This is a genomic window from Sphingopyxis fribergensis (assembly GCF_000803645.1).
Classification (GTDB): domain Bacteria; phylum Pseudomonadota; class Alphaproteobacteria; order Sphingomonadales; family Sphingomonadaceae; genus Sphingopyxis; species Sphingopyxis fribergensis.
Map to the genome: position 1 here is coordinate 3,808,366 of NZ_CP009122.1, position 23,799 is coordinate 3,832,164.

A 23,799-nucleotide genomic window follows, 5' to 3' on the forward strand; every position below is an offset into this window, starting at 1 on the left:
GTCCACAGTTTTGTTCGCCGTCAGGCGAAAAAATCAATAACGATAGTGGTCGGGCTTGAACGGCCCTTCGACCGGCACGCCGATATAGTCGGCCTGCTTCTGGCTCAGCTGGCTGAGCTTCACACCCAGCTTTTCGAGGTGCAGCGCCGCGACCTTTTCGTCGAGATGCTTCGGCAGGACGTACACGTCGTTCTTATACTGCTCGCTGCGCGTCCACAGTTCGATCTGCGCGAGCGTCTGGTTTGTAAAGCTCGCCGACATCACGAACGAAGGGTGGCCGGTCGCGTTGCCCAGGTTCACCAGGCGACCCTTCGACAGAATGATGATCTGCTTCCCATCGGGGAATTCGACCAGGTCGACCTGCGGCTTCACTTCGGTCCACTTGTAATTGGCGAGCGCCGCGATCTGGATCTCGCTGTCGAAGTGGCCGATGTTGCAGACGATCGCCATATTCTTCATCGCCGCCATATGTTCGGCGGTGATGACGTCGGCGTTGCCGGTCGCGGTGACGAAGATGTCCGAGCGCTTGACGGCTTCGTCCATCGTCACGACCTCGAACCCTTCCATCGCCGCCTGCAGTGCGCAGATCGGGTCGATTTCGGTCACCAGCACGCGCGCGCCGCCGTTGCGCAAGCTCTGCGCCGAGCCCTTGCCGACGTCGCCGAAACCGGCGACGGTCGCGACCTTGCCCGCGAGCATCACGTCGGTGCCGCGGCGGATCGCGTCGACGAGCGACTCTTTGCAACCATAAAGATTGTCGAACTTCGACTTGGTGACGCTGTCGTTGACGTTGATCGCGGGGAAGGGCAGCTCGCCCTTCTTGGCGATGTGGTACAGGCGGTGGACGCCGGTCGTCGTTTCTTCGGACACGCCCTTGATCGCCTTGACCGTCTTGGTCAGGTAACCGGGGTTGGCCGCGACAAACGCCTTCAGCGCGCGCTGCATTTCGATCTCTTCTTCATTCTCGGGCGCCGGCATGTCCTGCCCGGCTTCGAGCTTCGCGCCCCACAGCGCGAACATCGTGGCATCGCCGCCATCGTCGAGGATCAGGTTGCACGTCGTGCCGTCCTCGACGCCCCAGTCGAAGATGCGTCCGACATAATCCCAATAATCGGCGAGGCTCTCGCCCTTCACCGCGAACACCGGCACGCCCGTCGCGGCGATCGCGGCGGCGGCATGGTCCTGGGTCGAGAAGATGTTGCAAGTCGCCCAGCGCACTTCGGCGCCCAATGCGGTCAGCGTCTCGATCAGCACCGCGGTCTGGATCGTCATGTGCAGCGAACCGACAATCTTTGCGCCCTTCAGCGGCTGCGACGCGCCGAATTCGCTGCGCAGCGCCATGAGGCCCGGCATTTCGGTTTCGGCGATGTTGATTTCCTTGCGACCGAAGTCGGCAAGCCCGATGTCGGCAATCACATAATCACGGGTATCGGCGGCGAGAGTGGCCACGGTGTATCTCCTGTAGGCGAGTTCGGCCGCAGGCGAGCGGCCACGAAAGTCTAGGTAATTATGTTGCGCGCCCTAGCCGAAAGCGCACCGCCGATCAAATATAAACTTTTCTTTATATCGCAATATCGACGCACTTGGACAAACCGTCGCGACCCAAGACTCCTCCCTGTCGCGGGAGGGGGGGGGGCCGCACCCGAAGGGCGTGGCGGAGGGGCTGCTGCGCCGCACCGACGCCTTCGCCCCCGGTGCGCCCCGCACCTTTGGCCCGGTTTACCCTGAGCGCCTGCAAGGCAGTCGAAGGGAGCTGCGACCTCCGATGCCTCAACACGGGTGAGGATAGCGCGCCGATGCGCGAATCGGCGGAGCAAAAATGCACCGCCCGCGAAAATAATTTTCACGCGCTTCAATTGTGACAATCGGCGACCCGCGATTGTGACACAGAGTCGCAAAAGCCAAGATTCTGAAAAATCGAACTTATAATAAGCCTTGCGATTAGCATAATTTCACTTTGTGACACCCGTGTTACATTCACCCCGAAACATTGACAATTTTCTCAATGCGAGAGAAAATCGGCTAAAGTTTTCTGGGAGATACAAGGATGAAAAAAATTCTGCTGCCGCTCGTTGCCTTCGCTTTCGCGACCCCTGCTGCGGCGCAATCGATCATCGTCGTTACCGGGCCGCAGGCCAGCGAGGCGGACACGCTTCCGGTGGCGTTCGCCGAACTCAAGGCCGGCGAGAACCAAGCTGCGGTCGAGAAATTGACCGGCGACACCGGGCTCGACGCGCGCGACCCGTCGCGACTGATCAATCTTGGCACCGCTTACGCTCGTCTGGGTCGCACCATCGATGCCGCCGCCGCCTATGATGCCGCGATCGCCAGCCCGATCCGCTACGATCTCGAACTCGCGAGCGGCCGTTACATGGACTCGCGCTGGGCCGCGCGCACCGCGCGCACCCATCTCGACGCGGGTCGCCCGCTGCTCGCGCTCGCGCGCTAACTCTAAAGGCTTCATCCCGGCCAAGGCCGGGATCTCGCCCTTACGCTGTATCGCGACGTTGAGATTCCGACCTTCGCCGGAATGACGACCTAGAGCAAGGCTAAGCCTCGCCGCCTTCGGTCGTCAGCAAGCGGGCGTCCACTCCCGCTTCGGCAAACGCCGCCTGCCATCGTTCGGCGGGCGGCGTTTCGAACAAAAGGCCGTCGCTCCCCGGCGTGACATGCCAGCCGTGGCGCACCATCTCGCCCTCCAGCTGCCCCGGCGACCATCCCGCATAACCGAGTGCGACGAGCCAGCGCGACGGCCCGCGCCCCTCGCCGATCGCGCGCAGGATATCGTGCGAACTGGACACCATCCAGCGATCGCCGACCTGCACCGCCTCCTGCCCGCCCCAGTCGAGACTGTGGAGCACGAAGCCCCGCGACGGCTCGACCGGACCGCCAAAAAACACCGGCTGGTCGAGCGGCACCTCATGCGCGATTTCGAGCTGGTCGAGCACCGCCCCGACGGTCATGCCGTCGATCGGATCGTCGATGCCGATCCCCATCGCGCCCTCTTCGTCATGGCTGATCATCGCGATCACCGCATGTTCGAAGCGGGGGTCGCCGATCCCGGGCAGCGCGAGCAGCAACTGGCCGGTGAACCAGGTGGGGTCCGTGTTCATATCGCTACAATGCCGTGACACGGCAAAAGGGTCCAGCCTCTTTGCTGCGGATGAAGTGCGCATGTCGGTTTGGGGTGGGGTGCGGCCATTCCCGTTTTCCGTTCGTGTCGAGCGAAGTCGAGACACCCATCGGCGCGACGCCTAGCCGGAGGGGCATCTCGACTTCGCTCGATGCGAACGGGTTGGGGAGGCGGAAACCGCTAGTTCCGCTCGAAACCCGCCACCCCCAAATGACCGGCGTGCGCCTGCCCGCGCTTGACTCCCGCGCCCGCCCACCCAATGTCACCGCCACCAAATCCCCTCAAGTGAAAGGATGCCGACCATGACAATCCAGACCGGAGACAAGCTGCCCGACGCCACCTTTGTAAAGGTCACCGAAAGTGGCCCCGAACAGGTCAATACCGCCGATTATTTCAAGGGCCGCCGCGTCGCGCTCTTCTCGGTTCCCGGTGCCTTCACCCCGACCTGCTCGGCCAAGCATCTGCCGGGCTATGTCGACAAAGCCGGCGAACTGAAGGCCAAGGGCGTCGACGAAATCGTCTGCACCGCAGTCAACGACGCCTTCGTTATGGGCGCATGGGGCAAGAGCGCCGGCGCGAACGACAGCGTGACGATGCTCGCCGACGGCAATGGCGACTTCGCCGAAGCCGTGGGCCTGACGATGGACGGCAAGGCGTTCGGCATGGGCAAGCGCGGCCAGCGTTTCTCGATGATCGTCAACGACGGCGTCGTCGAACAGCTCAACGTCGAAGCCCCCGGTGAATTCAAGGTGTCGAGCGCCGACCATATGCTCGAACAGCTGTAAAGAATCCGGGCGGGGCAGCCATTGGGCTGCCCCCTTCCCTTTTGTCACAATTTCGTGCAACAGCGACGCGATGACATCCAACGCATCGCAAGAAACCACCGACCCCACCGCTCTCGTCGACGACATCATCGCCGAACTTCAAACGCGCTTTCGCACGTCGGTCACCACTCTCAAATCCGCCATCGCCGACTATGTCCGCGACCGCACCTTGCCGCCGGCGGACGCCGCCGCGACGGGCCTGTTCGACTATCCGGCGATCCGCCTCGTCACCACGGGCGAACAGCGCGAAGGGCAAAAGGGGCATAATCTGGCTTTCGGCCGCTTCGAACGCGCGGGCGAATTCGTCACCACGGTGACGCGGCCCGACCTCTTCGCCGATTATCTGCGCGAACAGCTCATGCTCCTCGCGCGCCACTATGACATCACGCTCGAAGTCACACGCACCGGGCAGCAAATCCCATTCCCCTATGTGCTCGACGCGAGCGACGGCTCGGACATGGGCGGGGTGACCCCGCTCGAACTCGCGCGCCATTTCCCGACCACGGAATTGGCCGACATCGGCGACGAACTTGCCGACGGCCTGTTCGGGCAGGATCCCGCCGCGTCGCAGCCGCTCGCTTTGTTCGACGCGCTGCGCACCGACTTCAGCCTCGCGCGCCTCCGCCATTACACCGGCACCGCGCCCGAGCATTTCCAGCGCTATATCCTCTTCACCAACTATCACCGCTATGTCGACGAATTCGTCGCCTGGGCGGGGGCGCAAGTGGGCCAAGGCCGCTACACCGCGCTCGCCGGCGCCGCGGGCCTCTATGTCGACCAGCCGGGCGTCAACGCCAGCGCGCTTGTCGCCGACAGCGCGTGGCGGCGGCACCAGATGCCCGCCTATCACCTCATTGCGCCCGATGGCGGCGGGATCACGCTCGTCAACATCGGCGTCGGCCCGTCGAACGCCAAGACGATCTGCGACCATCTCGCGGTACTGCGTCCCGAGGCGTGGCTGATGATCGGCCATTGCGGCGGCCTCCGCCCCAGCCAGCGCATCGGCGACTATGTGCTCGCGCACGCGTACCTCCGCGACGATCATATCCTCGACGCGGTGCTGCCGGTCGCCATCCCGATCCCGCCGATCGCCGAAGTGCAACAAGCCTTGGCAAGCGCCGCCGAAACGGTGTCGGGCGCCACCGGCGCCGACCTCAAGAAACGCATGCGTACCGGCACCGTCGTCACCACCGACGACCGCAATTGGGAACTCCGCTACACCGACTCGGCGCTGCGCTTTTCGCAGTCGCGCGCGATCGGCATCGACATGGAATCGGCGACGATCGCCGCGCAGGGCTATCGTTTCCGCGTCCCCTATGGCACGTTGCTTTGCGTCAGCGACAAGCCGCTCCACGGCGAGCTCAAGCTGCCCGGACAGGCGAACCGTTTTTACGAGGAAGCGATCGCCGCGCACCTCCAGATCGGCATCCGCGCGTGCGAAACGATGCGCGACGAGGGTGCGAAGCTGCACAGCCGCAAGCTCCGCGCGTTTAACGAGCCGCCGTTCCGCTGACGAGCTGGCGCTTGACCGTCAATAAGGGCTTTTCGGTGCTGTTCCCGGCCGCGTGAACAGCTTGCCGCGCTCGGCCCAGAACACCAAAGTCAGGCCGACCACGGCGCTGACCAGAAAGGCATAGGCCAGCGGCAGGGTCGTGCCGTCATATTGCTGGCCGATCGTGGCGCCGACGACCGCCGCCAGCAGCGTCTTTGCAAAGCTCTGGTACGACGAGGCAACGCCAGCCATATGGCCGAAATCCTCCATCGCGATCGACCCGAAGTTGCTGCCGATAAAGCCGATCAGGCCGACGTTGACCATCATCAGCACGGTGAACATCCACAAGGTCTCGGCTCCGCTCAGCGCCGCGATGATCTGCAGGATCGAGGTCGCCATGAAGGCAAAGACCGCCGATTGCGACACCCGCCGCGCGCCGAACCGCTCGACAATCGCCGCATTGGAGAAGTTGGCGATCGCAATGCCGATGGCCACACAGGCAAAGATAAGCGGGAACCAGGTCCGCGCGTCGAACACCTCGGCGATGATCTGCTCGCTGCTGTTCAGATAGCCGTAGAGCGAGCCCTGCATCATCCCCGACGCGATCATATAACCCGCGGCACGGCGGTGCCGCGTCACCGTCGCCCAGCCCGCGACCATCGTCTTGAGGTCGAGCGGGCGCACATCGGCGGGGTCGAGCGTCTCGGGGAGGCGGCGCAGCCAGAACAGCATCACGATCGACATCACCGCCAGCACGACGAAGATCGCGCGCCAGCCCGCGACCGCCGCGATCCCCGCCCCGATCGTCGGCGCGATGATCGGCACGATCATGAAGACGAGGAAGATCAGCGACAGCCGCTTTGCCATCGCGTCGCCCGCGAACAGGTCGCGGATCACCGCGACGACGATGACGCCGAGCGCCGCGCTGACCAGCCCGTGGACAAAACGCAGCACGAGCAGCATCTCAAAGCTGGTCGATAGCCCGCATCCGATCGCAAGCGCCAGATAGGCGAAGAGCGCAGGGACGAGCACGCCCTTGCGCCCGAAGCGGTCCGACAGCGGCCCATACAGCAGCGAGCCGAAGCCGATGCCGAGCAGGTAGACCGAGATGACATGCTGGCGATCATTGGCGACCGTGACGCCCAGCGCCTGACCGATCGCCGGCAACGCGGGCAGCATCGAATCGATGGCAAGCGCATTCAGCGCCATGACCATCGCCATCATGACCACCATCTCTCGGTCGCCCGGCAGGCTCCGCTGGGGGGATTGGGCCGGCTTGTGCATCGCAGCAGCCTATGCGCCCCTGCCGCCGCTTTGGATAGTCCCCCAATAGCCCGCAGCGCCAAAAGGCATTGCTATGCAACGCAAAAGGGCCGCCCTTTCGGACGGCCCTTCGCCTTGCGGGACGGATGGCTCAGCCCTGGCGGGTGCCGGTCATCGCCATCGAACCGAACGCACCGGCCTTGATCGTGCCGGTCAGCGCGTCGCCGTCGATCGTCGCTTCGCATTCGAGCGTCATCGGCATCGGCACCTTCATGTTCATGGTCCAGGTCAGCTTGTTGCCATCGACCTTGCCATTTTCGACATCGAGCGAACCCATCGCGCCGGCATTCTGGCCGGTGAAGCTGCTGCCGTCGCTGCTGACGGTGAACACCGACTTCTGATCGCCCATCGGCGACTTGGTTACGCAATCATAGCTGCCATCGACTTGTGACATAGGGGCTCTCCTTACTGAAACTGATGTTAGTTATCGAGGGACACCGTTTCCACCGGCAGACCCAATCCGTCAAGCTGCGGTTTTACCACCGCAGCATCGCCGACGACGACATAGACGAGATCGTCGGTGCTGAGCGCCTTTCGCGCCGCGGCGTCGATTTCGGGCGCGGTCATCGCTTCATAGGTTGCGGGCAGCGTCTCGTAATAAGTGTCGGGGCGGCCGAACTTCACGATCTGGCGAAGCCCGCCGAGCACGTCGCCCGACGTCTCGAAGCTGCCGGGCAGTTCGCGAACGCTGCCGTTGATCGTGCGCTCCAATTCTTCCTTCGTCACGCCCCTGTCGCCGAGGAAGCCCTTGAGATCGCTCTGCAGCTCCTTGATCGAATCGCCCGTCCGGTCGGCCTGCACCGGCGCCACGGCAACCCAGGTCAGCCGGTCCTGATCGCCCGAGATGCGGCTGCGCACGCCATAGGACCAGCCCTTGGTCTCGCGCAAATTGGTGTTGAAGCGCGACAGGAAATTGCCACCGAAAATATCGTTCGCCGACCGCAGAACCTCCAGCTTGTCGCCACCCTTGGCGTCGAGCACCTTGCCGGCGAGGATCACCGACTGCGGCGACTTGGGCCGGTCGAAGAGCAGGATGCGCGGCTTCGGCGCCGGGATCACGACCTCGAAATGCTTGACCGGCTTCGCGGTTGTCGGGGCCTGCCACTGGCCCAGCGTCGCGTCGAGCTGCTTCTTCACCTCGGCGAGCGTCGTATCGCCGACCACGAAGACGCGCGCAGTGTCAGGGCGAATCCACGTCGAATGGAAAGCCGCGAGTTGATCGCGCGTCACCGCCGCGACCGACTTCGCATCGCCGAGACCCGAAGGCGGGATGCCATAGGGATGGTCGGCGCCGTACAGCACCGGCATCAGCACGCGCGACGCGATCGCATTGGGGTTATTGAGTTCAGCCTTCAGCCGGTTGAGCTGCTGCGCGCGCACCCGCTCGAGTTCCTTGGCGTCGAACGCCGGATTGCGGATATAGTCGGCGAGCAGGCCGAGCGACGCCTGCAAATTGGGCTTGAGCGCGAACAGGCTGAACACCGTTTCGTCGGCATTGGCACTCGCATCGATCTGCGCGCCCAGCCGTTCCTTGGCCTCTGCGAAAGCGATCGAATCAAGGTTGGTCGTGCCTTCATCCATCATGCTGAGCATCAGCGACTGGGTGCCAAGCGCGCTGTGCGGGTCGGCGGCATAGCCCGCGTCGAAGCTGACAGCGACATTGACCGTCGGCACCGTCGTGCGGCGCGCAAAAACGACCTCGACGCCATTTTTCAGCCTGGTGCGTTCGATTGCGGGAAAGTCGAGCGCGGTCAGATCGGCGACCGCGGGAAGCTGCGAACGATCGGCAAAGGACGACGCGCCGCCAATCCCCGTGTCGGGCCCGATGTCGCCGAGCGCCGGATTCCAGTAACGGTCGGGTTCGACCGCCGCGGTCACCTTGCCGCCCGTCACCGCGCCGCCGCGATTCTCGCCGCCCTCGGTGCGTTCGCCGGGGGTGTAGGTCAGCGAGAAGGCGGGGCGCGACATCCATTTGCGCGCGACCGCTGCAACCTGTTCGGGGGTCGACTTCGCCAACCGGTCCAGCTCGACCTTGTAATAGGCCGGATTGTTCGAATAGAGCGCGCCCTCGGCCAGCGTCACCGCCTTGCCGCCAAAGCCGCCAACCGACTCGAGGCCGGCGATGGTGCCGCCAAGGTAACTTGCCGCCGCACGCTGAAGTTCGTCGGCCGTCGGGCCGGTTTCGAGGAATTTGGCGATTTCCTCATCGAGTTTCCGGCCGACGACCGCGGGATCGACGCCCTGTTTCACATCGGCCTGGACCAGTAGGATGCCGGCGTCTTCGAACGTCTGGGCAAAGGCGGCGACGCTGACCGCGACCGGGTCCTTGCGCACCATCGCATTGTCGAGCCGCGACGAGGACAGGCCGCCGAGCACCGCGGTCGCCATCTGCAACGGGACGCCTTCCGCATCGTTGAGGCCGGGGATCGCCCACATGCGATAGAGGCGCGTCGTCGGGACGAGGTCCTTCACCTCCTTCGCAAGCGGGGCGGGCAAGGTCGGGATCGCCGTCGGCGGTGCCTTCACTTCGGGACCGCGCGGAATATCGCCGAACCATTCCTGCACCTTGGCTTTCGCCGTCGCGACATTCACGTCGCCCGCGAGCACCAGAACGGCATTGTTCGGGCCGTAATTGTCGGTGAACCACTTCTTCACGTCGCCAAGGCTCGCGGCGTCGAGGTCGGCCATCGAACCGATCGTGCTGTGGTGATAGGGGTGCCCGGTCGGGAAGAGATTTTCGAAAATCTCGTACCGCAGCAGGCCATAGGGATTGTTGTCGCCCTGGCGCTTTTCATTCTGGACGACGCCGCGCTGGTTATCGAGCTTTTCCTGCGTCACCGCGCCGAGCAGATGCCCCATGCGGTCGCTTTCGAGGAACAGTGCGCGGTCGAGCGCGCCGGTCGGCACGGTCTCGAAATAATTGGTGCGGTCGACGTTGGTCGTGCCGTTGCTGTCGGTCGCGCCGACCTGTTGCAGCGGTTCGAAAAAGTCGCCGGGCGAATTTTCCGACCCGTTGAACATCAGATGTTCGAACAGATGCGCAAAGCCCGTCTTGCCCTTGGGCTCGTGCTTCGACCCGACGCGATACCACACGGACACCGCGACGACGGGCGCCTTGCGGTCCTCGTGCACGATCACGCGCAGGCCGTTGTCGAGTGTGAAGGCTTCATAGGGAATATCGACCGCCTTCACGAGGTCGGCGATCGGAGCGGGGCTGGCGGCCTTCGCCTTGGCGAATGCGGGACCCGCGGCGACAAGCGACGTTGTCACCGCCAGAGCGAGGGCGAAACGATGGAAACGGGGCATGCAAATCCTCTTGTTCGGATGAGGGCCATTACGCCTGCTGGCGGCCGGGTGCCGGACGGCACTGTATCAACGGTTTAGGACAGCAATTTGCGGCTTTCAAGGCCGATAGAATCGCGCCCCGCTGGCCTTCAGCGCCGCCGGATCGAACAACACGGGTTTCAACTTGTGGGCGACAAACAGCGGCGCCTGATCATTATAATGGGGGCTGTTCGGCCGCGTCGTCGCCGACCCGAAGGGCTGGATCGATTCGGAGCGGACCTTGCCGTCCTTGTCCCACGTCACGAACATGATGAAGCTGTCGCCGTGGCGGACCTTCAACCGCCCGTCGGGCTCCGCGTCCCACAGCGTCGAGGCGCGCACCGTATCGTTGCCGCCATCGAGCGGCAGGTCGACGCGGTTCGCGCCCTCGCCGTGCCGCAGCCGCAGCACGGTGCCGAGCTTCGGATCGAGCCCGCCGAAATATTCCTGCAAATGCGCGACCGTCTCTTTCAGCACGGTGCGCGGATCGGGCGCGGCGCGGCGCTGGTAATGGCGGCCGTTCGCGGGGCGCAGCACCATCAGCGCCAGCGCGTCGCCCTTGCCCCGGCCGTCGAGGTTCCAGTCCCATTCGCGCAGCAGCCTCTGCGCCTGCGCCAGCGCCGGATCATCCTTCGTATCGAGCGCGAGCAGCCGGTTCATCCACGCCTTGGCATAGCCCGTCTTCGCATAGGCCGTGTCATATTTGATCGCCCGCAGCCGCGCCGCGTCGATCTGCCCCGACGCCTCGAACAGCTCGATCAGCCGCGTCGCGCGATTGGTCATATCGTCCTCGATCCCGAGCAAGGGCGAGAAAGCGGCGGCGTCGAGTTCGTCGCCCGGCCCGGCCGCGACCCACGGCGTGTTATTGGCGTTCATCACATAGCCCGAACGCGGATTGACCAGCGCGGGCACGCGGTCGAACGGTAGCGTCTTCGTCCACAGATCGGCCGAGGTGTCACCGGGCAGCACGCCGCGCCAGTTGAACCCCGCCGGCCGGTCGGGGAACATCGCATTATAGAAAAGCCCGATATTGCCCTTGGCATCGGCGTAGATGAAATTGGTCGCGGGCACGCCCTGCCCCGCCATCGCCGCGCGCCATTCGGCAAAATCCTTCGCCTTGTTCAGCCGGTAATATTGGGTGACCATATTCGCCTGATCGATCCCCGCATAGCGGATCGCGAACGCGCCCTTTTCATTTTTCACCACCGGCCCGTGGACCGAACGATAGATGGTGCGCGGGATCGGCAGCACGAACGGGCCGACCTTGACCTTCAGCCAGATGCGCTTTTCCTCGAGCGGGCGCCATGCGCCGTCGAAGCGGTATTTTTCGCCGCTTTCGTCGAGCGTGAGCTTATAGACGTCGATCAGGTCGGGCCGGTTCACCGTGTTCGTCCAGCCGAGATATTTATTGTGGCCGAGGAAGGGATAGGGCGAGCCGGGGAAATTGGCGCCCGCGAAATCCCACCCTTCGCCCGAATGGACGACGAGTTCGTACCAGGCGACGCCCCCCGTCCACGGCTGGTGCGAGTTCGACACAAGCCGCGTCGCACCATCGGTCGAGCGCGCGGGCGCGACCGCCATGCCGTTCGACCCATTGTTGGCGGGATCGGTACCAACCGGGGTCAATTCGCGCGGGACGAGCTTTCCCGTCGCATCGAGCGCCGGGCCACCCTCGCGGCTCAAAGCCTTATCCTCGACGAGCGAACCGAGCACCGAATCGAGCCCGAAGAAGAAGGGCGAGCGCAACACGAATCCCGCGACGACATCCTCGCCGGTCACAGGGAACAGCCCCGACAGCCGCACCTCGCCCGGATGTTTGTCGGCATAATGGTTGAGCCCCGCCGCATAAGCGGTGAACAGCGCCCGCACGTCGGCGGGCAGTCGCGGCCAGTCGCGCGCCGAGGTCGCGCGGACACCCAGCAGCGCCTCGGCATAATCGATCTTCGCGCCATCCTCGCCGAGTATCGCGCCCGCGCGGCCGCGCGTCATTGCGAGCACTTCCTGCAAGGTCGCAAAATCATCCTCGGAATGCGCATAGGCAACGCCGTAAGCGACGTCGGCATCGGTCTTGCCGAAAATATGCGGCACGCCGAATTTGTCGCGCGCGATGCGAACGTCGGTCGGTTTGAAAGCGGGCGCGGCGGGCGCCTCGGCGGTCAGCGGCTCCCAGAGAGCAAGCGATGCAGCGGTAACGACCAGCAGCAGCAGGAACCCCAGCAAAATCCGTCGCAGCATCGTTGGTCCTCTTACGGTTTGGCCCGCAGGGCTATGTGACGGCCATGTCGTCCGATGGCAAGCGACTGTCGTTCGTCGAGCCGGATTTGCGGGCAGGCGGTGCGCGGCTATTCATGGGTCAGGTCATTGAACAACGGGGAATATCAAAACATGCGCATGAAATACCTGCTCCTTTCCGCTTGCCTGTCGCTCGCCCTCGCGCCCGCCGCGCTAGCGCAAACCGTCACGGGCTCGGGCATCGTTCCGGCGACCGCGGCGAACAGCGCCGAGCGCGCCATCGGCTTTGCCGCGAACGCTCCCGCAGGCGCTGCGCTCGTCGTCGTGATGACCGACGCGGTGCTGCCGCCGCTCGACGGCGTCGCACTGAGCGCCGCCGAGCGGCAGGCGGTCGGCGCCGCGATCGCGTCGGCGAGCTTCGACGGCAAGGCCGGTTCGACCTTGTCTTTGCGCGGCATCGGCGCGCATCCGCGCATCCTTCTCGTCGGGGCGGGCGCGACGCCCTCGTCGCTCGCGCTTGCCGAAGTCGGCGGCAAGGCGGCACAGGAACTCAAGGACGAAGCGCAACCGGTGACGATCGCGGGCGCCTTTGGCGACACAAGTGCAGCCGACGTCGCCTATGGCTTCGCGCTCGGTCAATATCGCTTCGACCGCTACAAGACCGTCGACAAAAAGGCGCCGCCGACGGGCGCGGTGACTTTCGTCGGTGCCGATCCGTCAGGCGCCGAAGCCGCCTTTACGGGCCGCTGGAAACCGCTCGCCGAAGGTGTGCGCCTGTCGCGCGACCTCGCCAACGAGCCGGCGAACGTCATCTATCCCGAAAGCTTCGTGGCCGAAACGCGCAAGGCCTTCGCCCGCGTCGCGGGCGTCAGCATCGAGGTGCTCGACGAAGCCGCCATGCGCAAGCTGGGTATGGGCACGCTCGTCGGCGTCGGCCAGGGCAGCCCACGTGGGTCGCGCCTGCTGCTGGTGCGCTATCGCGGCGCCGATTCGCCCGATGCACCCACTGCCTTCGTCGGCAAAGGCATCACCTTTGATTCGGGCGGCCTGTCGCTGAAACCGGGTGCCGGGATGGGCAATATGAAGGGCGATATGTCGGGCGCCGCATCAGTGATGGGTGCTATCGTCTCGCTCGCCAAATCGCGCGCGCCGGTGCATGTCGTTGGCGTCGCGGCGCTCGCCGAGAATATGCCCGACGGCAACGCGCAGCGACCGGGCGACGTCACTCGTACGATGTCGGGCAAGACGATCGAAATGGTCAATGCAGATGCCGAAGGGCGCCTCGTCCTCGCCGACGCCAATGAATATGTTGCCAAGACGTATAAACCCAAGGCGATCGTCAACATCGCGACCCTTACCGGCGCGGTCGTCGGCGCGCTCGACAACAGCTATGCAGGCCTCTTCGCGCGCGATGAGGCGCTCGCGGCGCGCCTCATCGCCGCCGGCGCCGCGAGCGGCGAGGAACTGTGGCGCCTGCCGCTCCACAAGGATTATGCCGAGCGGATGAAGTCTGACATCGCCGACATCCGCAACTCCGCCACCGGACAGGGCCCGGGCGCGAGCCTTGGAGCGCATTTCATCGGCTTCTTCGTCGACGAGGGGACCCCTTGGGCGCATCTCGACATCGCGGGGGTCAACCGTTCGGAGAAAGCCACGTCGCTCGTCCCCAAGGGCATGACCGGCTTCGGTGTGCGCCTACTCGATCAATTGGCGCGCAGCGAATAGAGTTTTGCGGAACCTCGGAAGGCCCCTTGTGTTGCACAATGGCAACACTATCTTGCTTGGCAAGAAAGGGGCTTTCTGATGAACCTCGAAAAATTTACCGACCGCGCCAAGGGCTTTTTGCAAGCCGCCCAGACGATTGCGATCCGCATGAATCACCAGCGGATTTCGCCCGAACATATCGCCAAGGCGCTGCTCGAAGACAATGAAGGCATGGCCGTCGGCCTGATCGCGAAGAGCGGCGGCGACGCCGCGCGCGCGGTCCAGGGCATCGACGCGCTGCTCGCCAAGGTTCCCGCCGTGTCGGGATCGGGCGCTCAGCAGACGCCGGGCCTCGACAATGACGCGGTGCGCCTGCTCGACCAGGCGGAACAAGTGGCGTCCAAGGCGGGTGACGGCTATGTCACCGTCGAACGGCTACTGCTCGCGATGGCGCTTTCGGCGCCCACTCCGGTAGGCAAGGCCTTTGCCGATGCCGGCGTGAAGGCCGATGCGCTTAACGCCGCGATCAACGAATTGCGCGGCGGCCGCACCGCCGACACGGCCTCGGCCGAAGACCGTTATGAGGCGCTCAAGAAATTCGCACGCGACCTCACCGAAGTCGCGCGCGAGGGCAAGCTCGATCCCGTCATCGGCCGCGACGAGGAAATCCGCCGCACCGTGCAGATCCTCGCCCGCCGGACCAAGAACAACCCCGTCCTCATCGGCGAGCCCGGCGTCGGCAAGACCGCAATCGCCGAAGGGCTGGCGCTGCGCATCGTCAACGGCGACGTGCCCGACAGTTTGAAGGACCGCCGCCTGCTGTCACTCGACATGGGCGCGCTGATCGCGGGCGCCAAATATCGCGGCGAGTTCGAGGAGCGGCTCAAAGGCGTGCTCGACGATGTGAAGGCCGCCGAGGGCGAGATCATCCTGTTCATCGACGAGATGCACACGCTCGTCGGCGCGGGCAAGGGCGAGGGCGCGATGGATGCGTCGAACCTGCTCAAGCCCGCACTCGCACGCGGCGAACTCCATTGCATCGGAGCGACGACGCTCGACGAATATCGCAAGCATGTCGAAAAAGACCCCGCGCTGCAGCGGCGCTTCCAGCCGGTCTTCGTCGGCGAGCCGACGGTCGAGGATTCGATCTCGATCCTCCGCGGTCTCAAGGAAAAATACGAGCTGCACCACGGCGTGCGGATCACCGATGCGGCGATCGTCGCCGCGGCAACGCTGTCGAACCGCTATATCTCCGACCGCTTCCTGCCCGACAAGGCGATCGACCTGATGGACGAGGCCGCGAGCCGCATCCGCATGGAGGTCGAATCGAAGCCCGAGGAGATCGAGACGCTCGACCGCCGCATCATCCAGATGAAGATCGAGGAATCAGCGCTGTCGAAGGAAAGCGACGCCGCGTCGAAGGACCGGCTCGCGGCGTTGCGCGCCGAACTCGCCAATCTGGAGCAGCAATCGGCGGGCCTGACGCAGAAGTGGCACGCCGAAAAGGAGAAGATCCACGCCGAGGCCAAGATCAAGGAAGAACTCGACGCCGCGCGATCGGCGCTCGATCAGGCGCAGCGCGCCGGCGACCTGGCAAAGGCGGGCGAGCTCAGCTACGGCACGATCCCCAGCCTCGAAAAGCAGCTCGCCGACGCCGAAGCCGCAGCGGGCAATGCGATGCTGCGTGAAGAAGTCACCGCCGACGACATCGCCGCGGTGGTCAGCAAATGGACCGGCATCCCTGTCGACCGGATGATGGAAGGCGAGCGCGAGAAATTGCTCGGTATGGAAGGCACGCTGACGCAGCGCGTGATCGGCCAGGACAAGGCCGTCCGCGCCGTGTCGACCGCTGTGCGCCGCGCGCGCGCCGGTCTGCAGGACCCGAACCGCCCGCTCGGCAGCTTCCTCTTCCTCGGCCCCACGGGGGTCGGCAAGACCGAGCTGACCAAGGCGCTCGCGCGGTTCCTGTTCGACGACGACAATGCGATGGTCCGCATCGACATGTCCGAATTCATGGAAAAGCACAGCGTCGCGCGGCTCGTCGGCGCGCCCCCGGGTTATGTCGGTTACGAAGAGGGCGGCACGCTGACCGAAGCGGTGCGGCGCCGGCCGTATCAGGTCGTGCTGTTCGACGAGGTCGAGAAAGCGCATCCCGACGTGTTCAACATCCTCCTGCAGGTGCTCGACGACGGGCGCCTGACCGACGGGCAGGGGCGCACGGTCGATTTCACCAACACGCTGATCATCCTGACCTCGAACCTCGGCAGCCAGGCGATCGCGGCGCTCCCCGACGATGCACCGGTCGAACAGGCGGAGCCTGCCGTCATGGAAGTGGTGCGCGCGCATTTCCGGCCCGAGTTCCTTAACCGGCTCGACGAGATCGTGCTCTTCAATCGGCTGGCGCAGCAACATATGGGCGGCATTGTCGATATTCAGGTCGCGCGCGTCCAGAAATTGCTCGCCGATCGCAAGGTGACGCTCGACCTCACCGATGCCGCGCGCGCGTGGCTCGGCCGCGTCGGTTACGATCCGGTCTATGGTGCCCGGCCATTGAAACGCGCGGTGCAGAAATATCTGCAGGACCCGCTCGCCGACCTGATCCTGAAGGGCGAGGTCAAGGACGGACAGGCGATCAAGGTCGACGAAGGCGACGGGGCGCTGGTGCTGCTCCCCACCTGAACGGGTTCAGCCCGCGCCCGGCGCGGGACGGATCAATTGCTATGATTGACGGGTGCGCGCGTCATCACCTCGGCGGTGTCGCGCGCATTCTGGTTGCCCTGCGCCCACGCCTGCTTCCACTGCTCGTTGGTGCGGCAAACCCGCGCCTTCTTCACGAGCGAGCCGATCTCTTCGATCTTGCGGCATTTGATGAAGTCGGGATGCGTCGGCGCCAGCCCGACATTATAGGCTTTGATTTCGGTCCCCGTCATCGTCGAGGCAGGCCGGTCGAGCGGTGGCCGGCGCTCGGCTGCTGCTGCGGCGGCGGCGGTCGGCGGCGTTCCCGACGCGACGAGCGCGAAAGCCATCATCATCGTCAGCATCATATCGCTTCCCTATTGCGGGCGAATCTCGGGCATCGTCGTCCCCGCAGGCTCTTGCGAATTGCTCCAGCCGCGCGCCAAGGTTTCCATCGAATCGCGCGCGTCCTGATTGCCCTTGTCGACGATCCGCTTCCATTCGGCGTTGGTGTTGCAGACGCGAAGTTTCTTGACGAGCGAGCCGATCTGCTCGATCCGGCGACAACGGATATAGTCAGCATCGCTCGTCATCCGCCCTTCGTTATAGGCGTCGATTTCGGCGCCCGACATGTCCGACGGCGCGCGCGCGAGGCGAGGTTCGCCGTCGCTTGCCCCGGCCGGGACAACGGCTAGACCGACGATGATCGCAAGGCATAGAGTTGCCGTCCGCATCTTGTTCCCCTTGGCAGCGCAATGAACGATCAGTTCGAATTTACCGCTTTGCCCACCATTGCTTCCGCGGTATCGCGCGCGTTCTGATTGCCCTGCGCGATCACTTCCTTCCACTTTTCATTCGTGTAGCAGGTGCGATTCTTCTTCACGAGCGACCCGATCTCCAGCATCTTGCGGCATTTGATATAATAGGGGTGGGTTTGCGGCAGCCCCTCATTATACGCCTTGATCTCGGTCGGCGTCATCGCCGAGGGCGGCTTCGACGGCGGCGCGCGGTCGGCACCGGCTTCGGCGGCAAAAGCGGGCGCGGCGAACAGCGCGGCGGCAACCAATGCGGGCAGAATATGGTTCATGAAATTCCTCCTGCCGCGGGCCCCACCCGCAGCCTCATTGGGATATCATATGGGGCATCGCGGCTTTCGCAAAGCTGAATTTCGGCCGGTGCCAGACGGCCCGAACCCGCGGAACGCCTAGCACGGCACGGCATAACCCGACACGTCGGCCGACGCGAAATAGCGCAGCAGCAGATCGCGTTCGCCCGCTGTCATATGCGGGTTCCACACATCGAAGATCAGCACCGCACGCAGCTCGTCGCTGTCGTTCCACGCCTCATGCTCGATCGTATCGTCAAAGGCGAACGCCTTGCCCTCCTCCCACGCGCGCGTCTCGCCGCCGACGCGAAAGCCGCAGCCCGGCGGAACGATCAACGGCAGGTGGACGATCGCGCGCGTGTTGGTGACGCCCGTGTGCGGCGGGATGCGCGTGTGCGGCTTCAGCATCGAAAAGAAGGCGCTCGGCGCCCGGCCCGGAATGCGCGCTCCGGGGATTGCCGCGAGCGCGGCCGCCGTCGCGGGGCAGCGGTCGAGCACCGGCTGGTTGGCCTCACCAAATTCCCAGAGGAAACAGGCGCCCCAGTCGAGCTTGTTGTCGAGCCCCGACCAGATGGTTTCGGGCGTTCCCGCATCCATCTTCACATAGGGCCGCAGCGCCTCGCCCGGATCGTCGAGCAAAGCCCGTAGTTCGGCGCGGATCGCATCCGTCTGCGCCTCGATTTCGGCGAACCATGGAAAATGGCCGCGGTCGAAAAATTCGTCTGCGGGCAGGAAGGGATAATAGACCCCCGCGCATTCGTTGCGGTAGATGCGCCGGCGGCCAAGCGAGCTGGCGATAAAAGCCTCGCCGCGGCGCGCCTCGGTTTCGGACAGGTCGCCGCGGATCGCGCCGAACGCGCCCGACGCCGCGGCGAACATCGTATCGGTCGCCGCCGCGACAAAAGCGTGCCCGTGCGCGAGCAGTACTTCGAGCGGCGGCGGCACCGGGCTCAGCTGCGCGCCGAGCGCGATAGCCGCACTCCACGCCGCGAGCGCGGCGCCCTTCTCACCCCGCACTTCGTGCCGTTCGGCTTTACGGATCCACGCCATCAGATCGCGGCGATCGATCGCCAAAGCCGCATCCAGCGCGGTCAGTTCGCGCGCGTCGTCGCCGAGCGCGCGCCACGCCGAGGCAAGATTGCGCTGGAGTGCCCCCGACTGCGGATCGCCCGAAATCGCCGCGGCGAAATGCCGCGCCGCCGCCGCCGCGTCCCCGGCTTGCAAGGCTGAAATTCCAAGCCGATTTGCCTCGACGGATGAGGCGGGTGGAGGTGTGCTGGTCATGGCTATGCTTGCCATCGGCCGGGGCAATCGGCAAGGTCGATTGATGATCCCGGAGTCCTCAATTGCTGCCGTTATGCGCGATACCGAATGGCTCGCGCATCGCTACGACCCCGGTCATGACGCCTTTCATTTTCGTCGCGTCGGCCGCGCCAAGCGCGCCGATGTTCCTTTCCTGACCGACCTGCATCTCGGCGAGGAAAAATCGCCCGTCGTGTTGCGCCGCGCCGATTGCCGCACCGCGGCGGAAGACCGGCCGCCGCCGCTGCATTTCCTGTTCCATTCGGCCTATTGCGCCTCGACGATGCTCGCGCAGGCGCTCGACCAGCCGGGCGTCGCGACCAGCCTGTCCGAACCGGTCCTGCTCAACGATATGGTCGGATGGCGGCGCCGGGGCGCCACCCCGCGCGATCATGGCGCGGTGATGGACGATGCGCTGGCCGTGCTCGGACGCGGCTTCACGCCGGACGAGGCGGTGATCGTCAAGCCGTCGAATATTTTCAACCCGCTCGCGCGCGGCGCACTGACGCTGCGGCCGCAGGCGCGCGCGATCCTGCTTCATGCGCCGCTGCGCGATTTCCTGTTATCGGTCGCGCGCAAGGGCATGTGGTGCCGATTGTGGTGCCGCGAGCTGCTCGAAGGCTATCTCGCCGACGCTTATGTGCAGCTCGGGTTCGAGGCGCGCGACTATTTCCGCCAGTCGGACCTGCAGGTCGCGGCGGTGGGCTGGCTCGCGCAGCAACAAGCCTTCGCCGCGCTGCTCGCATGGGCGCCGGACCGGATCGCCTCGCTCGACAGCGAGACATTGACGCGGGCACCGGCGGCGGCGGTCGCAGCAGCGATGGATCATCTGAGGCTCGCGGGCGACCGCGCCGCGATCGCCGATCATCCGGCGCTCGGCCGCAACAGCAAGTCGGGCGCGCCCTTCGCGGCTGGCGAACGCCAGCGCGATCTGGCCGCCGCCGAAGCCGCCTATGGCGAGGAAATTGCGCAAGTCGTTGGCTGGGCCGAAGCCGTCGCCGATCAGGCGGGCATTCCGCTCGCCTTGCCCGCGCCGCTGGTGGTTCGCTGAGCACCCGCCGCTTTCGGCGATTGGCGACCGGAAGCTGACCTCCCTTCATCGTCAGCCCGGACTTGCATCGTCATCCCGGACCTGATCCGGGATGCTTTGCGGCGCCGTCGTCGTGGTTGCCGGATCAAGTCTGGGATGACGAAAATTGGAGGTGGCAGCTCTCCATCCAAAAGCCGCCGTTCAATCCGCTCCTCCTTCCGCCCATAGAAAAAGGGGCGGACATTGCTGTCCGCCCCCAATTCTTGTCGAAGCGTAAAGTACTAGAACTTCAGCTTTGCCGACACGGCGTAACGGCGACCCAGCGCGTCGTAGGTCGACGGGAAGGTGTTGCCGCTATTGTAGGTCGTCGAACCGATCGAGTTGCCGACGATCGGCGGCTTGTTGTCGAGCAGGTTCTGCACGGTTGCCGTGAACACCAGATTCTCGCTGACGTTGAAACGTGCCGTCAGGTCGAAATAGTGCTGCGCCTTGATCTTGCGGAACTGCGGATCGACAACGCAGGCGCCCGGATCGGCACCGTCGAAGTCGGGGCAGCCCTGATCGTCGAGCGCGAGCAGATTGCCGTCGCCGTCACGGTTGGCAGCATCGGCCGCAGCACGGTCAGCCTCAAGCTGCGCCGGTTCGAACGACACGGCATCCTGCCAGCGCCACAGCAGCGACACATCCACGTTGTCGAAGCCGAGCGTGAAGCGGTTCGAGAACTGGAATTCCGGCTGGATCGAACCCGTGAACGAGCAGTTCACGCTGTAGTAGCCGACGCAATCGCGGTTGAGCGAGTCCGGGCTGGCGACATTGGCGTTGAACTTCGAGTGGCGCGTCCAGTTGCCGACAAACGACCAAGCCAGATTCGCGAAACCAACATCGGCGTTGTAGTTCATCAGAAGGTCGAAACCATCCGTGTACAGGCGGCCAAGGTTGTTGGTCAGGCCGAACAGGCCCGGCGTAGTCGAAGGGTCACCGTCGAGACCGCCGGTAAGCGGGTTACGACGGATCGACGTACAAGCCGGATCGCTCGCGCTGGCTGCGGTGATGTTACCGAAGCAGGCGCCGATAATGTCGCCCGGAAGCGGTGTGCCCAAGACGTCGTTGATCTTGATGTTGTAATAATCAAGCGACATGTTGAAACGCGGTGCGAAGTCGGGCTGGAACACAACGCCGAGCGTCCAGGTATCGGCCTTTTCGGGCTGCAGGTTCAAGTTACCACCAGCGGTGATGTTGGCCTGAGCCGCCGTCGGGTTGGTGATCGAACCGATCGTCCCCGCCGGTGCACCCTGCGCAATACAGATGGCGCGCAGATTGGCGTTTGCGGTCGGAGCCGCGCCCGCACAAGGGTCGATGCCGAGGTTGGTCAGCACCGTCGAGGTCGGCGTGAAGAGTTCGCCGATGTTCGGGGCGCGAACCGCGCGGCTGTAGTTACCGCGGAACTTGACGCCTGCGCCCGGCTCCCAGCTACCGCCGGCTTTCCAGGTCCAGGTGTCGTAACCGCCAGCACCTTCGATGCTGTAATCCGAATAACGGATACCGGCTTCGACGGTCAGGCTTTCGAAGAAGGGCTTGTCCTCGATCAGCGGCGCGACGATTTCGGCATAGGCCTCATACACGTCATACGCACCGTCGATGTCGGGCGCGGCACCACCGGCACCACCGAGTTCACCCGCCGTCTTGGCAAGGAGATCGGACGACTGCTGCGCGGTGTAACGGCGATATTCGCCGCCGAGCGCGAAACCGATCGGTTGAACTGCGAGCGGCGAAGCAAAGCCGACGTCACCCGAAATGATCGCGCGAACCTGAGCGAGCGAGGTGCGGTTGGTCGACGTGCTCGATTCCGAAAGATAGTCAGCCGCTTCCGGCGTGATCGACCCTTCGGGGCCGAACAGGTTGACCGGAACGCAGGCCGCGTTGCCGCTCTGACAGGTAACACCATCATCCGACAGCGACGCTTCGCGCCAGCGCGACTGCAGCGTGTAGCCGTTGATGCTCTGGATATTCTCCGATTCGCCATAGGCGCCTTCGATGTTCCAGTCGATCGTATCGGTGATGCCGCCGCGAAGGCCGATGCGATAGTCGAAGAAGGTCGTCTGATAGTTGCTGATACGCGGACCAACTTCCGGGGTACGACGGCTCAGCGTCACCGCCGGGTTCGGGTTGTAACCTTCGCCGTCGTCGATGACGCCGTCATTGTTGGTGTCAAAAGCAACGAAGCCGCCAGCACCGATCACCTGATAACCAGCGCTACCGGGTCCGGTAGCGGCGCCGGCCGCATCGCATTCGGCCTGCGTGAAGCGCGGGGTATAGATGTCAGGGCGCGGGTTGACGTCGAATGCGCAGAACTGGTTGCGCAGCGCGTCGGGCAGGAACGGATTGTTCAGGTTGATCGGAACCGAACCACCGAACGAACCCGACGGCGCGATGATCGTCGAAACGGTCTGTTTCGAGAACATGCCGCGCGTATAAACCTCGACCGAGTCGGACACTTCATAGTTGGCCTGGCCATAAATGTTGAAGCGTTCGAACGGCGTCTGGAAGATATTAGCCGGGTTGAAGTTGTAGCTCCGATAAGGCGCCAGCGCCTGACCGGTAGCCGGGTCGATCTGGCGACCACCGCCGTTCGTGGCGCCGCCCGGGTTCGCGACGTAAATCGGGTTGCCGTCGGCATCATAGGTGCCAGTGAAGACCGATTCCGCGATCGTATTCGGAACGCCGCCGGTCAGGCCACGCGTGCCCGAAAAGCTCGACGGAGCCGACGTACCCGAACCAATGAATGTGTTCGAATAGCTGTCGAGCGTGTTGTTCGAGAACGGGCGCGCGCCCTGATAGATGGCATCCGACTGCTGATAACCGATGCTCAGCACCGCGTTGCCGCGGCCGTCGTCGAAGTTCGCACCGATGGTGGCATCGACGCGGAAGACGTTGCCATCGCCCTGTTCGGTGAGCTGCTGTGAAGCGTTAACTTCCAGACCGGCGAAATCGCGCTTGGTGATGAAGTTCACCACGCCGGTGATGGCGTCGGCACCATAGGTGGTCACGGCGGCGCCGGTCAGCGCGTCGACGCGCTCGATCAGGGCCAGCGGAATGTTGTTAAGGTCGACGCGGCCGTTGACGTCCGACGGAGCGATACGGTTGCCGTTCAACAGGACGATGTTGCGGATCGAGCCGAGGCCGCGAAGATCGACGTACGAAGCGCCGCCGTTGCCGTTGTTGACCGCCGAACCGATATTGGCGACCACGCCGGGCAGTTCACGCAGGACTTCTTCTGCGGTGTTCGACTGCTTCAGCTCGATCGTATCGGCGGTCGTGACGTTGACCGGGGTCGACTGTTCGAGGTTCGGGTTGCGGATCAGCGAGCCGGTGACGACGATTTCCGACTGAGCGGCACCTTCTTCGGCGGCGTCCTGCGCAAAGGCAGGAGCCGAAACCAGGGCGACGCTCAATACGAGCGGCGCAGCGCCTAGTCTCAGCTTGGAATATTGGGTTTTCTTCACAGTGCAGTCCCTTGCTACTGGTGGATTGAAATTACCCGGACCCCCCGCGCGACAGACCAAAGCCGACGCGCACAGATGCCCCGATAGCGTGGGGGGATGTAACTTCGTTCATGTCGAGTAAAGCGAATTCCCGGCGCTATCGGCGGTTTCG

General features: G+C 64.4%; 17 protein-coding genes. 6 read left to right on the top strand and 11 right to left on the bottom strand.

Annotated features, from left to right (window positions below):
- Window positions 1-33 precede the first annotated feature (33 nt).
- A complete protein-coding gene (ahcY, locus tag SKP52_RS17745; RefSeq protein ID WP_039576964.1) occupies window positions 34-1,449 on the bottom strand; it encodes an adenosylhomocysteinase in 1,416 nt (471 codons plus the stop codon).
- A gap of 598 nt (window positions 1,450-2,047) precedes the next feature.
- Between ahcY and SKP52_RS17750 the strand changes: the two genes are divergently transcribed.
- Window positions 2,048-2,449: a hypothetical protein gene (locus tag SKP52_RS17750; protein ID WP_039576966.1), complete on the top strand. Its 402-nt coding sequence runs from the start codon at window positions 2,048-2,050 to the stop codon at window positions 2,447-2,449.
- A gap of 100 nt (window positions 2,450-2,549) precedes the next feature.
- On the opposite strand, the gene SKP52_RS17755 is transcribed toward SKP52_RS17750, so the two are convergent.
- Window positions 2,550-3,113 (bottom strand): YqgE/AlgH family protein, encoded by a 564-nt coding sequence (locus SKP52_RS17755; RefSeq protein ID WP_039576969.1) that lies wholly within the window; start codon window positions 3,111-3,113, stop codon window positions 2,550-2,552.
- A gap of 322 nt (window positions 3,114-3,435) precedes the next feature.
- On the opposite strand from SKP52_RS17755, the gene SKP52_RS17760 reads away from it, so the two are divergent.
- Together SKP52_RS17760 and SKP52_RS17765 are read left to right on the top strand one after the other, a co-directional pair.
- On the top strand, window positions 3,436-3,918 hold the full coding sequence (locus SKP52_RS17760) for a peroxiredoxin (RefSeq protein WP_039581565.1): 483 nt from the start codon (window positions 3,436-3,438) through the stop codon (window positions 3,916-3,918).
- Between the two features lie 70 nt (window positions 3,919-3,988).
- A complete protein-coding gene (locus tag SKP52_RS17765; RefSeq protein ID WP_052208497.1) occupies window positions 3,989-5,470 on the top strand; it encodes an AMP nucleosidase in 1,482 nt (493 codons plus the stop codon).
- Between the two features lie 18 nt (window positions 5,471-5,488).
- On the opposite strand, the gene SKP52_RS17770 is transcribed toward SKP52_RS17765, so the two are convergent.
- The 4 genes from SKP52_RS17770 to SKP52_RS17785 form a co-directional block, all read right to left on the bottom strand.
- Window positions 5,489-6,733: a multidrug effflux MFS transporter gene (locus SKP52_RS17770; protein ID WP_039576971.1), complete on the bottom strand. Its 1,245-nt coding sequence runs from the start codon at window positions 6,731-6,733 to the stop codon at window positions 5,489-5,491.
- 130 nt (window positions 6,734-6,863) lie between these two features.
- Window positions 6,864-7,166, bottom strand: coding sequence for a hypothetical protein (locus SKP52_RS17775; protein ID WP_039576974.1), 303 nt, complete (start codon window positions 7,164-7,166; stop codon window positions 6,864-6,866).
- A 26-nt stretch (window positions 7,167-7,192) separates the two neighbouring features.
- Entirely contained in the window at window positions 7,193-10,078 is a 2,886-nt protein-coding gene (locus tag SKP52_RS17780; protein ID WP_039576976.1) for a M16 family metallopeptidase, read from the bottom strand.
- Between the two features lie 96 nt (window positions 10,079-10,174).
- Complete coding sequence (locus tag SKP52_RS17785) at window positions 10,175-12,331, bottom strand: acylase (RefSeq protein ID WP_187337264.1); 2,157 nt, start codon at window positions 12,329-12,331, stop codon at window positions 10,175-10,177.
- 156 nt (window positions 12,332-12,487) lie between these two features.
- Here SKP52_RS17785 and SKP52_RS17790 point away from each other — a divergent pair, with 156 nt between their 5' ends.
- On the top strand, window positions 12,488-14,053 hold the full coding sequence (locus SKP52_RS17790) for a leucyl aminopeptidase (RefSeq protein WP_039581570.1): 1,566 nt from the start codon (window positions 12,488-12,490) through the stop codon (window positions 14,051-14,053).
- A gap of 78 nt (window positions 14,054-14,131) precedes the next feature.
- Window positions 14,132-16,711 (top strand): ATP-dependent chaperone ClpB, encoded by a 2,580-nt coding sequence (clpB, locus tag SKP52_RS17795; protein ID WP_039576978.1) that lies wholly within the window; start codon window positions 14,132-14,134, stop codon window positions 16,709-16,711.
- Window positions 16,712-16,743: 32 nt separating this feature from the next.
- Here clpB and SKP52_RS17800 read toward each other — a convergent pair whose 3' ends face one another.
- The 4 genes from SKP52_RS17800 to SKP52_RS17815 form a co-directional block, all read right to left on the bottom strand.
- Window positions 16,744-17,076, bottom strand: coding sequence for a hypothetical protein (locus SKP52_RS17800; protein WP_228383692.1), 333 nt, complete (start codon window positions 17,074-17,076; stop codon window positions 16,744-16,746).
- 9 nt (window positions 17,077-17,085) lie between these two features.
- The gene (locus tag SKP52_RS17805; RefSeq protein WP_052208502.1) at window positions 17,086-17,442 is read right to left on the bottom strand and encodes a hypothetical protein; all 357 of its coding nucleotides are present in this window, start codon (window positions 17,440-17,442) and stop codon (window positions 17,086-17,088) included.
- Window positions 17,443-17,471: 29 nt separating this feature from the next.
- Complete coding sequence (locus tag SKP52_RS17810; RefSeq protein WP_039576979.1) at window positions 17,472-17,795, bottom strand: hypothetical protein; 324 nt, start codon at window positions 17,793-17,795, stop codon at window positions 17,472-17,474.
- Window positions 17,796-17,912: 117 nt separating this feature from the next.
- Window positions 17,913-19,037 carry an aspartyl/asparaginyl beta-hydroxylase domain-containing protein gene (locus tag SKP52_RS17815; RefSeq protein ID WP_228383693.1) on the bottom strand — a complete coding sequence of 375 codons (1,125 nt, stop codon included), beginning with the start codon at window positions 19,035-19,037 and terminating at the stop codon, window positions 17,913-17,915.
- A 133-nt stretch (window positions 19,038-19,170) separates the two neighbouring features.
- Here SKP52_RS17815 and SKP52_RS17820 point away from each other — a divergent pair, with 133 nt between their 5' ends.
- The gene (locus SKP52_RS17820; protein ID WP_228383694.1) at window positions 19,171-20,166 is read left to right on the top strand and encodes a hypothetical protein; all 996 of its coding nucleotides are present in this window, start codon (window positions 19,171-19,173) and stop codon (window positions 20,164-20,166) included.
- Between the two features lie 260 nt (window positions 20,167-20,426).
- Here the strand turns inward: SKP52_RS17820 and SKP52_RS17825 are convergent, their stop codons facing one another.
- A complete protein-coding gene (locus SKP52_RS17825) occupies window positions 20,427-23,648 on the bottom strand; it encodes a TonB-dependent receptor domain-containing protein (RefSeq protein ID WP_039576987.1) in 3,222 nt (1,073 codons plus the stop codon).
- Window positions 23,649-23,799: the final 151 nt, after the last annotated feature.

Coding starts and splice junctions, on each gene's coding strand:
- clpB (WP_039576978.1), top strand. CDS start 14,132: ATGAACCTCGAAAAATTTACCGACCGCGCCAAGGGCTTTTTGCAAGCC.
- SKP52_RS17785 (WP_187337264.1), bottom strand. CDS start 12,331: ATGCTGCGACGGATTTTGCTGGGGTTCCTGCTGCTGCTGGTCGTTACC.
- SKP52_RS17820 (WP_228383694.1), top strand. CDS start 19,171: ATGCGCGATACCGAATGGCTCGCGCATCGCTACGACCCCGGTCATGAC.
- SKP52_RS17805 (WP_052208502.1), bottom strand. CDS start 17,442: ATGCGGACGGCAACTCTATGCCTTGCGATCATCGTCGGTCTAGCCGTT.
- SKP52_RS17765 (WP_052208497.1), top strand. CDS start 3,989: ATGACATCCAACGCATCGCAAGAAACCACCGACCCCACCGCTCTCGTC.
- SKP52_RS17800 (WP_228383692.1), bottom strand. CDS start 17,076: ATGATGCTGACGATGATGATGGCTTTCGCGCTCGTCGCGTCGGGAACG.
- SKP52_RS17750 (WP_039576966.1), top strand. CDS start 2,048: ATGAAAAAAATTCTGCTGCCGCTCGTTGCCTTCGCTTTCGCGACCCCT.
- SKP52_RS17775 (WP_039576974.1), bottom strand. CDS start 7,166: ATGTCACAAGTCGATGGCAGCTATGATTGCGTAACCAAGTCGCCGATG.
- SKP52_RS17755 (WP_039576969.1), bottom strand. CDS start 3,113: ATGAACACGGACCCCACCTGGTTCACCGGCCAGTTGCTGCTCGCGCTG.
- SKP52_RS17760 (WP_039581565.1), top strand. CDS start 3,436: ATGACAATCCAGACCGGAGACAAGCTGCCCGACGCCACCTTTGTAAAG.
- SKP52_RS17810 (WP_039576979.1), bottom strand. CDS start 17,795: ATGAACCATATTCTGCCCGCATTGGTTGCCGCCGCGCTGTTCGCCGCG.
- SKP52_RS17770 (WP_039576971.1), bottom strand. CDS start 6,733: ATGCACAAGCCGGCCCAATCCCCCCAGCGGAGCCTGCCGGGCGACCGA.
- SKP52_RS17780 (WP_039576976.1), bottom strand. CDS start 10,078: ATGCCCCGTTTCCATCGTTTCGCCCTCGCTCTGGCGGTGACAACGTCG.
- SKP52_RS17790 (WP_039581570.1), top strand. CDS start 12,488: ATGAAATACCTGCTCCTTTCCGCTTGCCTGTCGCTCGCCCTCGCGCCC.